Annotated in this window: 12 protein-coding genes; 7 read left to right on the top strand and 5 right to left on the bottom strand. The window is 63.8% G+C overall.

Features of this window, described 5'->3' with window-relative positions; translation table 11 throughout:
- Positions 1 to 16 precede the first annotated feature (16 nt).
- The 3 genes from tadA to queE are packed head-to-tail and all read right to left on the bottom strand — an operon-like array spanning position 17 to position 1,610.
- Complete coding sequence (tadA, locus tag K0F86_RS10395) at positions 17 to 526, bottom strand: tRNA adenosine(34) deaminase TadA (RefSeq protein WP_219134321.1); 510 nt, start codon at positions 524 to 526, stop codon at positions 17 to 19.
- The gene (queD, locus tag K0F86_RS10390) at positions 519 to 965 is read right to left on the bottom strand and encodes a 6-carboxytetrahydropterin synthase QueD (protein WP_035819191.1); all 447 of its coding nucleotides are present in this window, start codon (positions 963 to 965) and stop codon (positions 519 to 521) included. Before queD ends, tadA begins: the two co-directional genes overlap by 8 nt.
- Before the next feature lie 9 nt (positions 966 to 974).
- Positions 975 to 1,610 (bottom strand): 7-carboxy-7-deazaguanine synthase, encoded by a 636-nt coding sequence (gene queE / locus K0F86_RS10385; protein WP_219134320.1) that lies wholly within the window; start codon positions 1,608 to 1,610, stop codon positions 975 to 977.
- Between the two features lie 289 nt (positions 1,611 to 1,899).
- Between queE and K0F86_RS10380 the strand changes: the two genes are divergently transcribed.
- From K0F86_RS10380 to K0F86_RS10355, 6 genes are all read left to right on the top strand, one after another.
- A complete protein-coding gene (locus K0F86_RS10380) occupies positions 1,900 to 2,802 on the top strand; it encodes a sensor histidine kinase (protein WP_219134319.1) in 903 nt (300 codons plus the stop codon).
- A gap of 94 nt (positions 2,803 to 2,896) precedes the next feature.
- Positions 2,897 to 3,883: a diguanylate cyclase gene (locus tag K0F86_RS10375; protein ID WP_257572087.1), complete on the top strand. Its 987-nt coding sequence runs from the start codon at positions 2,897 to 2,899 to the stop codon at positions 3,881 to 3,883.
- An 82-nt stretch (positions 3,884 to 3,965) separates the two neighbouring features.
- A complete protein-coding gene (locus tag K0F86_RS10370; protein ID WP_219134318.1) occupies positions 3,966 to 4,253 on the top strand; it encodes a type II toxin-antitoxin system Phd/YefM family antitoxin in 288 nt (95 codons plus the stop codon).
- Position 4,254: 1 nt separating this feature from the next.
- Entirely contained in the window at positions 4,255 to 4,587 is a 333-nt protein-coding gene (locus tag K0F86_RS10365; RefSeq protein WP_219134317.1) for a type II toxin-antitoxin system RelE/ParE family toxin, read from the top strand.
- Positions 4,588 to 4,668: 81 nt separating this feature from the next.
- Positions 4,669 to 7,545: a pitrilysin family protein gene (locus tag K0F86_RS10360; RefSeq protein WP_219134316.1), complete on the top strand. Its 2,877-nt coding sequence runs from the start codon at positions 4,669 to 4,671 to the stop codon at positions 7,543 to 7,545.
- Between the two features lie 185 nt (positions 7,546 to 7,730).
- Positions 7,731 to 10,085 (top strand): M28 family metallopeptidase, encoded by a 2,355-nt coding sequence (locus tag K0F86_RS10355; protein WP_219134315.1) that lies wholly within the window; start codon positions 7,731 to 7,733, stop codon positions 10,083 to 10,085.
- Positions 10,086 to 10,100: 15 nt separating this feature from the next.
- Here K0F86_RS10355 and K0F86_RS10350 read toward each other — a convergent pair whose 3' ends face one another.
- A complete protein-coding gene (locus K0F86_RS10350; protein ID WP_219134314.1) occupies positions 10,101 to 10,355 on the bottom strand; it encodes a hypothetical protein in 255 nt (84 codons plus the stop codon).
- A 24-nt stretch (positions 10,356 to 10,379) separates the two neighbouring features.
- Positions 10,380 to 11,165, bottom strand: coding sequence for a DNA/RNA non-specific endonuclease (locus K0F86_RS10345; protein ID WP_219134313.1), 786 nt, complete (start codon positions 11,163 to 11,165; stop codon positions 10,380 to 10,382).
- Positions 11,166 to 11,323: 158 nt separating this feature from the next.
- Here K0F86_RS10345 and K0F86_RS10340 point away from each other — a divergent pair, with 158 nt between their 5' ends.
- Positions 11,324 to 11,851: an SRPBCC family protein gene (locus tag K0F86_RS10340; protein WP_219134312.1), complete on the top strand. Its 528-nt coding sequence runs from the start codon at positions 11,324 to 11,326 to the stop codon at positions 11,849 to 11,851.
- Position 11,852: the final 1 nt, after the last annotated feature.

Below are 11,852 nucleotides of genomic sequence, written 5' to 3'. Positions count from 1 at the left end.
TCGCGGCTCTGCCCTGTCAGGCCGGCGGATGGGCCAGCTTGCGCGCTTCCGCCTGCACGCGGCGGCGCTCGACAAAGAAACGCTTGAGGAAGGCGCCGCACTCGTCGGCCAGCACGCCGCCAACGATCGCCGTCTGGTGATTCAGCGCCGGCTGCTCGAACAGATTCAGCACGGAACCGCAGGCGCCCGTCTTCGGGTCGCCCGCGCCATACACCACGCGCGCCAGGCGTGCATGCAGCATGGCGCCCGAGCACATCACGCACGGCTCCAGGGTCACGTACAGCTCGCAGCCGGGTAAGCGGTAGTTGCCCAGCTTTTCAGCGGCGGCGCGCAAGGCCATCACTTCCGCGTGCGCCGTGGGGTCGTGGCGGCCGATGGGCTGGTTGTAACCCACGGCGATGACTTCGCCATCCTTGACGACGACAGCGCCCACGGGCACTTCGCCCAGGTCCCACGCGTGCTGGGCCTGTTCCAGGGCCAGCTGCATGTAGCGCGCGTCCTGCGCGCCAGCGTGCGTTTCAGTCATCGGTCACTTCTGCCCAGCAATTCGGCGTTTCATGCAGCACCAGTTTATGCAGGTGCAAGCCGGTGCCGAAATGGTCGGTAAATGCCGCTTTCAGGATCTCGAAGGCGATGCGCGCCAGGTTTTCCACGGTCGGGATGCGGTCGATGACGACGGTTTTATGGTCGGGCAGGCTGGCCAGGAAGTCGCGCACGGCCGTGTCTTTTTCATACACGAGGAAGGCGTGGTCCCACACGTCGACCAGGTGCTGCTTGGCCAGGGTTTTCACGTCGGAAAAGTCCATGATCATGCCGTTGTCGGAATTGCCTTCCGCTTCGATGACCTTGCCGACCAGCGTGATTTCCACCGTGTAGCGGTGACCGTGCAGGTTGCGGCACTGGCTTTTGTGATCGGGAATGCGGTGGCCCGCGTCGAATTCGAGCTTGCGTGTGATAGTCAGCATATTGTTTTGTTAAGGTATTTGCAGGAGTTTATGGGTTTGCAGGCTCAGCTTCCACTTCGGGTTGCTTTTGCACGTCTCGATGGCCAGCTGCAGGTTGTGCGCGGCCAGGGGGCCGTCCATCGCCTGCACGAAGAAGTTCTCGAAGTCCAGTTGTTCGTAGGCGGCCAGGTCTTGCTGGAACTGGGGAATGACCACCTTGATTTCATTGCCTTTGTGTACGACCAGCGTCGAACCCATCTTCGGGCTGACGCAGATCCAGTCCACACCGGGCGGCACGGGCAAGGTGCCGTTGGTTTCGATGGCGATGGTAAAGCCCACCGCGTGCATGGCGTCGATCAGGGCCGTGTCCAGTTGCAGCAGCGGTTCGCCGCCCGTAAACACCACGTATTTGCTCGGTGCGTAGCTGGCCGGCCACAGGCTGTCGATCAGCGCGGCCAGTTCCTGCGGCGTCTTGAACTTGCCGCCCCGTTCGCCATCGGTGCCGACGAAATCCGTGTCGCAGAACTGGCACACGGCCGTGGCGCGGTCGCTTTCGCGGCCCGTCCACAGATTGCAGCCGGAAAAGCGGCAAAACACGGCCGGACGGCCCGCGTGCGCACCTTCGCCCTGCAGGGTATAAAAAATCTCTTTGATGCTATAAGTCACTGTATTTCCTAAGAGCTGGCTGGCGTCCTCGCGCAGGGCGACCGCCGCGATGCCCGCGCACAGCGCCGGAACCGCAAATGCCGATTGACAACCCTCTATTATATGTCGCCGCGACACTTCCCGTGCAAATGCCGTGCCCGCCACCTGGCGCCAAGGTGTCAACGGGCAAGAAAGCCACAGCGGCAGGCATAACTGCGTAGCTTTTGCGTTTAGACAATATAAATAACCCAAAGTTAATATATTTTCTGTAAGAACATTGCTTGTTGGAAAACATTTAGGGAGCAAGGTCATGCTGCAACGCTGGATACGCCTGCCGTATCGCCTGAGCATTCTGGCCTGCCTGACGGCCGGCGCACTCGCATCCTTGTATGCCGGCCATGCCGCCGGGTCACTGGCGCAAGCCAGCCTGCCCTGGCCCCTGATGGCGGCCTGCGCCCTCGTGCCAGGCGCGCTGGCACTGCTGCTGTGGCGCCAGCACCGGTTGCTCCAGCACCAGCGGGCGCTGGAGCAGCTGCGCGCCGACGCCGAGCAGACGCGCCTGGCCAGCGGGCAACGCAAGGCGCGCGAACAGGAACGCCTGCGCATCGGGCGCGACATCCACGACGACCTGGGCCAGCATTTGCTGACCCTGAAAATCGACCTGTCCATGCTGCAGGCCAGCACGCAGGGCGCGACGCCCCAGCTGGCGCGGCAACTGGCCGTGATGGCGCGCAATGTCGACCTCAGCATCGCGGCGCTGCGCCGCGTCATCCACGACCTGCGCCCGCCCGCCCTCGATGCCGGCCTGCAAGCGGCGTGCGACGGCTTGCTGGCGGACTTCCAGCGCAGCACGGGCATCGATTGCAGCTGCGATTACCGGCTCGACGCCGCCGCAGGCAGCGCGCACGGCCCCCTGCTATACCACGCGCTGCAGGAAGCGCTGGCCAATATCGCCCGCCATGCGCGCGCCACGCATGTCCAGCTATGCCTGCAACAGGCGGGCGACACCCTCGCCTGCCGCATCAGCGACGACGGCGTCGGACTGACAGGTTCGCCGCCGCGCCTCGGTTGCGGCCTGTCCGGCATGCATGAGCGCGTGGCCGCCGCCGGCGGCAGCCTGCACATCGCCAGCCACAGCGGCGCCGGCACCACCTTGCACCTGTCGCTGCCCCTGCCAGACTGCCGCCACGATGAAGCGATGGTCCATCGCTGAAAATATTGCTCTATATCAACACCATCGCTACTCCACGCTGCATCATGGCCAAGGAGCCAGCTCCCCCCCATTCACGCCCAGGAAGGATGCATTCATGCCGGATAGTCACGCACATGCCAGCGCATCGCCGTATGGCGAAGCCCAGAGTTTCGCCGTCAAGATGATGGAATTGCTGGTGGTGCCCACCTTTGTCCTCGATGTGCATGGGCGGGTGATGATCTGGAACCGCGCCTGCGAGCAGCTGACGGGCGTGCCGGCCAGCGAAGTACTGGGCACGTGCGAGCCGGGCCGCTGTTTTTACAATGACGAGCGCCCCACTCTGGCCGACCTGCTGCTGGCCGGACGCGGCGGCGACATGCGCGCGCTGCACGCGCAGCAGCAATACCGCAACAGCACCGGCAACAATCTGTGTGCGGAAAACTGGTGCGACATGCCGCGCACGGGACGGCGCCGCTACCTGGCCGTCGATGCCAGCCCCATCTACGGCAATGGCGACGAACTGATCGCCGTGGTCGAAACCCTGCGCGACATGACCGATGAAAAGCGCGCGCAGGTGGAACTGGAACGTCTGGCCACGCGCGATGGCCTGACGGGCCTGGCAAACCGGCGCTGCTTCGACGACACCATCCTGGCCGAGTGGCAGCGCGCCCAGCGGCAGGGCCAGCCCCTGTCGCTGCTGATGGTCGATGTCGACAATTTCAAGGAGTACAACGACAGCCACGGCCACCAGGGCGGCGACCTGTGCCTGCGCAAGGTGGCCGGCGCCGTGGCCAGCGAAATGCGCACGAACGACCTGGTGGCCCGCTATGGCGGCGAGGAATTTGCCGTCATCCTGCCGAACCAGTCGCTCAAGGGCGCGGCCATCGTGGCCGAACGCATCCGCCAGCGCGTGGAGCGGCTGCAACTGCCGCGCAAGCGCTCCGGCGGTGCCTGCGTCACTGTCAGCATCGGCGCCGCCACGGCCCTGCCCGGCCCCGGCACGGAACTGGGACAATTGATCCACACGGCCGACTGCGCCCTGTACCGCGCCAAGCACCTGGGCCGCAACCGCATCAGCCTGCCAGAAACCACGCTCACGTAAGCGGCAAGTGCGAGCATCAGGAGACACGACCAAATTTGGTGTATATTTAGTCCTGTCACAGTTTTACGCATTCGGAGCCGCCATGAACCTCAAGGAACGCATCAAGCCAATCTCCTACCTCAAGGCCAATACGACCGAGATCGTCAACAGCTTTGACGCGGGCCAGGACGAGCCCATCATCATCACGCAAAATGGCGAAGCGAAGATGGTCGTGCTGTCCATGCACGCCTACCAGGCAGGCAAGCGGCAGGCGCGGCAGATGCAGGAACAGCACGCGTTCATGAAACTGATCGCCATGGGCAACCAGGACATCGCGCGCGGCGACGTGGTGTCCGAAGAAGACTTCCTGTCCAGCCTCGACCAGGCTTGAGATGACGCGCATCGTCGTGCTGAACAGCGCAGCAGCCGATTTCAGGGAATTGCGCAGCGACTTCCAGGCGCGCCATGCGGCGGCGGCCTGCGAGCAGTTCACTGCGGACTTTCGGCAACTTTTGGCAGATCTCAAGACCTTTCCCGACAGCGGCGCACCCATCGAAGAAGCCCGCGACCTCGGCCTGGACGTGCGGCAGCGCCTGTGCCACGACATCCGCGTCGTGTACCAGCATGAGCGCGCACACGGCATCGTGTATATCCGCATGTTCCTGCCGACCCGGCGCGACTTCCTCAGCCATCTGACGGCACGCATCCTGCGGCCCGACTTTTAATCTCGCCCCTATGCACGGCGGCACGAATATTCTATGCTGCGGCGTTGCACTTTCATAACGTCCAAAAAAGAAGGAGCCCCCGTGTCAAGAATCATGCCCGCTTTATTACCCGCTTTCGCCCTGGCCCTGTCGGCCATGGCCGCGTCGAACCTGGGCGCCGCGCCCGTCCAACCGGCCGCTGCCCACAGCGCCACCGCCAGCAAGGCGGATTTGCTGCCGTTCAAGGCCACGGAAAAGACCCTGGCCAATGGCTTGAAGATCATCATCGTGCCGACCGGCTTCCCCAACCTGGTTTCCTTGCAGATTCCCGTGCAGACGGGCTCGCGCAATGAAGTCGAGCCGGGCAAGTCCGGCTTTGCCCACTTCTTCGAACACATGATGTTCCGCGGCACCAAGGCTTATCCGCCCGAAAAATACCAGAAAGTCATCACCCGCGCCGGCGCGCGCCAGAATGCGTATACCAGCGACGACCTGACCAATTACCACACGACGTTTGCCAAGCAGGACCTGGAAACCGTGCTGAAGGTGGAAGCGGACCGCTTCCAGCACCTCGACTACGCGGAAGACGCGTTCAAGACGGAATCGCGGGCCGTGCTGGGCGAATACAACAAGAACAGCGCCAATCCCGTCTCGAAACTGTTCGAAGTGATGCGCGACAGCGCCTATACGACGCACACCTACAAGCACACGACGATGGGCTTTATCCAGGACATCGAAGACATGCCGAACCAGTACGCGTATTCGAAGCTCTTCTTCGACCGCTGGTACCGTCCCGAGCGCACCACCATCATCATCGCCGGCGACGTGGAGCCGCAGCAAGCCATCGCGCTGGTGGAAAAATACTGGAGCGCCTGGCAGCGCGGCAAGCAGCAGGCGGCCGTGCCCGTGGAACCCGCGCCGCATGGCCCCGTCTACAAGCACGTGACCTGGCCCACGCCGACCCTGCCATGGGTGGCCGTCGGCTTCCACGCGCCCGCGTTTTCCGTGAAGGACAAGGACCAGGCGGCGCTGGCAACCTTGCTGTCGCTGTCGTTCGGCCGTACCTCGCCGCTGTATAAACGCCTGGTGCAGAACGAGCAAAAGGTCGACCAGTTGTTCGAGATGACGCCGGACCGGGTCGACCCGACCCTGGCCGTGCTGGGCGCGCGCGTGAAAAACATCGATGACGCCGTCTACGTGCGCGATGCCATATTGGCCACCGTGGCGCGGCTGCGCGACACGCCAGTGAGCGAAAAAGACCTGGCGGACGCCAAGTCGGCCGAAAAATACGGCTTGATCCGCTCGCTCGACAACACGGAGCAGATCGCCGGCACCCTGGCGTCCTTCGTGCATTTCGACCGTTCCTACGCCACCATCAACCAGTACTACCGCCTGATCGACACGCTCACGCCGGCCGACCTGCAGGCTGCCGCGCGCAAATACCTGACGGACGACGGCCTGGTGGTGACCACCCTGTCAAATCAGCCGATGGCCGCCGCCATCGCCACCACGCCGAAGCTGGCCAGCCTGCTGCCGGCCGCCTCGAACGCGAAGTTCGACGTGCTGGTGCAAAAATCGGCGCTGCCGCAAATCCGCTACAAGCTGCTGTTTACGGCCGGTTCCGCGCAAGACCCGCAAGGCAAGGAAGGCCTGGCCGCGCTGACGGCCGCCATGGTGGCGTCCGGCGGGTCGTCCGAACGCAAGATCGACGAAGTCAACCAGGCCCTGTTCCCGCTGGCCGGCAGTTTCAGCCAGCAGACGGACAAGGAAATGACGACGTTTACGGGCTCCATCCACAGGGATAACTGGACCCAGTTCAACGCCATCGCCCTGCCGCTGCTGCTGTCGCCCGGTTTCCGCGAAGACGACTTCCGCCGCCTGAAGGATGCGCAAAAGAACGCGCTGCTGCTGGACCTGAAGGACAACAACGAAGAGGAATTCGCCAAGGAACGGCTGCAAACCAATGTGTATGCGGGCACGCCATATGGCCACCCGGTGCTGGGCACGCTCGCCGGCATCGACGCCATCACCCTGGACGACGTGAAACAGTTCTGGAAGAGCGCGTATGCGCAAGGCGCCGTCAAGGTCGGCATTTCCGGCGACGTGTCCGACGCCATGACGGCCTCGCTGACGCAGGCGCTGGCAAGCTTGCCGGCCGGCCCAGGCTTGCCGGCCACGGTGAAACCCGCGGGCCGCAAGGCGCAAGGGCTGGAAGTGGAAATCATCGAGAAAAACACGCGCGCCACGGCGATTTCCTTCGGCCTGCCTCTGGAGGTGACGCGCACGCACCCGGACTTCCCCGCCCTGTGGCTGGCAAAGACGTGGCTGGGCGAACACCGCGCCTCGAACTCCTACCTGTACCAGCGCATCCGTGAACTGCGCGGCATGAACTATGGCGATTACGCGTACATCGAAGCGTTCCCGCGCGGCATGTACCAGTTCTTCCCGAACCCGAACCTGGGCCGCAAGGCGCAGCTGTTCGAGATCTGGATCCGCCCCGTGGCGCCGGACAACGCCCACTTCGCCCTGCGCGTGGCCCTGACGGAACTGGGCAAGCTCGTCGACAACGGCCTGACGCAGGACGATTTCGCCACCACGCGCGACTACCTGATGAAGAACGTCTTCGTCATGACCTCGACGCAAGACCAGCAACTCGGTTACGCGCTCGATTCGCAATGGTATGGCACGCCCGAGTTCACCAAGCTGATGCGTGATGGCTTGTCGAAACTGACGGTACAAGATGTCAACCGCGCCATCAAACAGCATCTGTCGGCAAAGAACCTGTCCGTGGTGATCGTCGCCAAGGATGCGGCCGGCTTGAAGGAAAAGCTCGTCAGCGATGCGTTTTCCCCTATCAAGTACGACGGCAACAAGCCGCAGGCCTTGCTCGATGAAGACAAGGTCATCGGCGCGATGCAGCTGCACATCAAACCAGCAGCCGTCACCGTGACGCCGGCCGCGCAGGCATTCGCCAAATAAGTTTGTGCCAGATCAAGCGCATCCGGCGCAGCTTGCCGGATGCGCTTGATCTGTTCTTCGGCGCGGCCAAACCCGGCTTCAACCCGCAAATCCCGGCCTTGGTCGGAAAGTAGCATCCTGGCAACTTGGTTTTCCCCATACTGTTTTTCGACTCTTCCCGAGTGAAAACCATGACAAGGATAACCATGCAGCTGTTCCCTCCCCACCTTTACGCCAGTTACGTCCTCGCCGCTGCCGCACTACCCGCTACCCTGTACGCCCAGACACCGGCCCTTGCCGGACAGTGGCAATTCCAGACGGCGACGGGCACGACCACGACGAATGGCGTCGAAGTCGACCTGATCGACACGGGCATACTCGACATCACCGAAGACCAGGGTAGCTTGCGCGCGACGATATCCTGGCTCGACGAACGGGGCCAGCTCACGCCGCCGCGCACAGTCAACGGAACAAACGGCCCGGCCGGCACCGTCTTCCGGCATGGCGGCAAGCGCGTCAGTACCGGGCGCAACGGCAAGGAAGTGAGCACCGACGTGACGATACGCTGGACCTTGCAAGCCAAGGGCGATGCGCTGAGCGGCGAACGCCTGGTCGAAACCGATGAGAACGAACCCAAGCCGGTGACGGGAACGCGGCTCAGGGAGCGCTATGTGCCGCCGGTGTTGCAGGCCGCGCCGCCGGGAACTGCGGCAAGCGCCACCGCGCGCGGCCCTTCTACACCAGCAGAACGCGCGCGCGTGGTGCGGATGGCGAACGAGGCGCAGGGCGACCCGCTGGCCGTGCAGCAGCGCGACGGCGCCTGGCTGGGCGCATGGATCGAGGCCATTCCCGACCTCACGTTCGACGCCAGCATGCCCGATGACTGGCTCAGCACCGCCCCCGCGCCAGCGACCCGCGCGGCGCTGCGCTTCCAGTACCTGGCCAGCGTGATGGCGTTCCAGATCGAACACCCGGAGCAGGCCCGGCAGCAAGGGGGGCGCGACCTGGCGGGCATGCAGGGCGTGCTGTGCGCCTACGTAACACTGCTGCGCCAGGATAAGCTGAACCGCTCCGCCAAGCTGGACGCGGCGCTGGCGGCGCGCCGGCAAGACAGGCTGCCCGCCTTCCTGGCTACGCTGTCCGGCAGGGATGCCAGCATCGAGGCCGGCATCAAGGCCACGTCGTCGCCGTCCGGCGACGCCACGGCGCGCCGGATCGTGGCGCTGGGCACGAGCGACCCGCGCGCGATGGACTGGCTCGACATCCTGAGCAACCGCTTCGGCGGCCGCATGGCCGGCAGTGACGCCTACACACATGCGGCGCAATGGGCGCGCATGCAACTGCAGCAATGGGGCGTGCAGGCCGAACTGGAAGAAGCGGGCCAGATGCCCGCCGGCTTCAACCGCGGCCCCTGGTCGGGCAAGATGCTGGCGCCCCAGGACCTGCCCCTGCGCATGGCGACGCCTGCCTACTCGGCCGGCACGCGTGGCGTGCAGCAAGGCCTGGCAATTCTGGGGCCGGCCACGCTGGAAGAGGCGCAACAGCGTTCCGCGCAATTCAAGGGCAAATGGGTGCTGACCGGTGGTGAAAACGGCGGTGGCGGGCGCGATGGCAAGACCATCCACAAGCCCGGAGCCATCACCCGGCTGCTGATGCAGGCCGGCGCTCTGGGCACCATCCAGTCCGGCGAAGAACCCTTGTATGCCGCCAGCGCGGCGCCGGCTACCTGGGCGACCCTGCCGACCTTGCCGGACATCAAGCTGGCCGCGCCACACTACGCCGACATCCGCCAGCGCCTGGCGCGCGGTGAAGCCGTCACGCTGGAGTTTGATATCCGCAACTGGTTCTATCCGGGTCCGGTCACGTATCACAACGTCGTCGCCCGCATTCCCGGCACGGAAAAACCGGAGGAAATCGTGCTGATCGGCGCCCACCTCGACAGCTACGATGGCGGCACGGGCGCGGCCGACAATGGCGGCGGCGTGGCCACCATGCTGGAAGCGATGCGCCTGCTGGCGCTGTCCGAAGCGAAGCCGCGCCGCAGCATCATGCTGGTGGCCTTCGGCGCGGAAGAAATCGGCCGCAAGGGTTCATTCGCGTTCGCCGAGCGGCATGCGGGGGAATTGAAGCATATCGTCATGATGCTCAACCGCGACGGCCGGCCCGGCGCCATCGACGGCATCGCCATTCCCACGGCCTGGCGGCCCGCGTTTGGCCGGGTGGAACAGGCCCTGCAAGACATCCACCCCGTGTTCGGCTTCGCCGCGACCATCAACGATGTGCCGCGCGACGCCAGCAAGGCGATGAACGCGCGCAGCGGCAGCGATGACGCCGTCTTCAGCCTGCATGGCGTGCCGACGCCGAAATTTACCGTGCTCGGCGATTTCGACTATGCGCGCGTGCATCACACGGTGCAGGACACGTATGACAAGGTGCTGCCTTTCAGCGCGGCGCAGCAATACTCGGCCATCGCCATCGCCTTGAGCGCGTATGAAGTGGCGAATGCGCCGGAGGAGATCAGCCGGAACGGTTATTATCGCGCCGCCAAAGCGGTACAGTAGACGCCCGCGCCAGCGTCACTCGAAGGGATTGGCCACCGACGTCACCTCGGGCGGCGGCAGCTGGTCGGGCAGTTCCTGCTTTTCCAGCTGGGCCACCACGTCGGCCAGCAGCTTTTGCAGCTGTTTCGCCAGAGCCAGGCCCGGCTTGTCCAGGGTCAGGTCGATGTCGCCGCTGAGGCTGATGCGGTCGACCCGGTTTTCGATGCTCAGATTGCCGATTTCCAGCACATCGCTTTCATTGGCATACGGGACGAATTTCTTTGCGCACATGGGATTTCCTTTTCGACGGTCTGGTTATTTCTTGGATTTGCTATTGATCTTGGGCAAACTCAGCATGCGCAGTTTCTGCTGCCGCGTCAGCGACGGTAACAGATCGATGCCTATCTTGTCTTCCAGCTGTGCAATGCTCAGCACTTCATACGCCTTGGTATCGACGTTTTCGATAAAGTAGGCGGCGCCGGCGCGCTGGCGCGGGCTGTACACGGCCTTGTACAGGTGGCTGGGCACGATGACTCTGCCCACCTTGCGCAGGTTGCCGCCAATGAAGGCCGGCCCCGTGATCACGTACAAATCGCCCTCCTTCTTCGCCATCTTGCGCACGGCGCCCTCGATGCCGGCCCATACATAGCGGTTGTTGCGCGCATCCTGCGGCACCATGTTCGCCAGGGTAAAGCTGTCGCGCTGGCTCTGGCGGTCCGGCATGTCGCCGTTCGGCGCCATGTGGCCACGGTCGAAGCCGCTGCGCGCATAGTCGGCCAACTCCGCGCGCTGGGCGGCGGGCAGCTTGCGTTCAGCGTGGAAGGAGTTTTCGCGCGACAAGTCCTGCGCCGCTTCCAGATTGTTCACCGTCAAGTGCTCAGCCGACCACAGGGGCGTGCGGGTGATCCCCGAATGCATCACGCCAAACACGTTGTAGCACAGCTCTTTGGTCGCCACGTCCAGCTTGGGGTTGGTGATTTCCGGCTTGCGGCCATCGACGTAATGGGCGGGACAGGCATCGGCATGCGCCAGGTTCGCGGCAAAGGCGCAAGCCAGCAAGCCGCACGCCAGGGTCAGCCTGGCGATCGATCGTTGAATCATATTTCCCTCTGAAATCTTTGCAGGCCAGCATTCTAGCGGACGCGCGCTCCTGCCACAAACCTGGCGCAAATAAAGGCCAGGCGGCCGCGCACAGCCATTCATATCTGCTAAGATTGCCTTGATTCGTTCGCATCGACCATTCAAGATCTGGAGAGCATATGATCAAAAAAACCCTGCTGCTGATCGCCGTCGTCGTCGCCGCCATCCTCGGCTATGCCACCACCAAGCCCGACACCTTCAGTGTCCAGCGCGAAATCACCATCAAGGCCCCGCCCGAAAAAATCGCCGCCCTGATCACGGACTTCCATTACTGGGCCGCCTGGTCGCCGTGGGAAAAGCTCGATCCGGCCATGCGCCGCACCTTTGCGGGCCCGGCCAATGGCCTGGGCGCGCAATATGCGTGGCAAGGCAATGACAAGGTGGGCGCCGGCCGCATGGAAATCACGGAAGCGGCCCGGCCCGAGCGCACCGTCATCAAGCTGGACTTCCTGAAACCGTTCGAAAGCCATAACACCACCGCGTTCACCATGACACCCGAGGGTGACGGCACCAAGGTAAACTGGACCATGACGGGTCCCAGCCCTTACGTCAGCAAAGTGATGACCGTGTTTGTCAGCATGGACCGGATGATCGGCAAGGATTTTGAAAAGGGCTTGAACAACCTGAAGGCGGCGTCAGAGCGCTAAG

Origin of the sequence: Janthinobacterium sp. UMAB-60, from assembly GCF_900095235.1 — a bacterium.
Classification (GTDB): domain Bacteria; phylum Pseudomonadota; class Gammaproteobacteria; order Burkholderiales; family Burkholderiaceae_D; genus Janthinobacterium.
The sequence above is the reverse complement of the archived record's forward strand: the minus strand, read 5'-3'. Positions and strand labels throughout refer to the sequence as shown.

Bases quoted from the DNA above. Each gene is read 5' to 3' on its own strand.
- tadA (WP_219134321.1), bottom strand. From the start codon at position 526: ATGACTGAAACGCACGCTGGCGCGCAGGACGCGCGCTACATGCAGCTG.
- queD (WP_035819191.1), bottom strand. From the start codon at position 965: ATGCTGACTATCACACGCAAGCTCGAATTCGACGCGGGCCACCGCATT.
- K0F86_RS10380 (WP_219134319.1), top strand. From the start codon at position 1,900: ATGCTGCAACGCTGGATACGCCTGCCGTATCGCCTGAGCATTCTGGCC.
- K0F86_RS10375 (WP_257572087.1), top strand. From the start codon at position 2,897: ATGCCGGATAGTCACGCACATGCCAGCGCATCGCCGTATGGCGAAGCC.
- K0F86_RS10370 (WP_219134318.1), top strand. From the start codon at position 3,966: ATGAACCTCAAGGAACGCATCAAGCCAATCTCCTACCTCAAGGCCAAT.
- K0F86_RS10365 (WP_219134317.1), top strand. From the start codon at position 4,255: ATGACGCGCATCGTCGTGCTGAACAGCGCAGCAGCCGATTTCAGGGAA.
- K0F86_RS10355 (WP_219134315.1), top strand. From the start codon at position 7,731: ATGCAGCTGTTCCCTCCCCACCTTTACGCCAGTTACGTCCTCGCCGCT.
- K0F86_RS10350 (WP_219134314.1), bottom strand. From the start codon at position 10,355: ATGTGCGCAAAGAAATTCGTCCCGTATGCCAATGAAAGCGATGTGCTG.
- K0F86_RS10345 (WP_219134313.1), bottom strand. From the start codon at position 11,165: ATGATTCAACGATCGATCGCCAGGCTGACCCTGGCGTGCGGCTTGCTG.
- K0F86_RS10340 (WP_219134312.1), top strand. From the start codon at position 11,324: ATGATCAAAAAAACCCTGCTGCTGATCGCCGTCGTCGTCGCCGCCATC.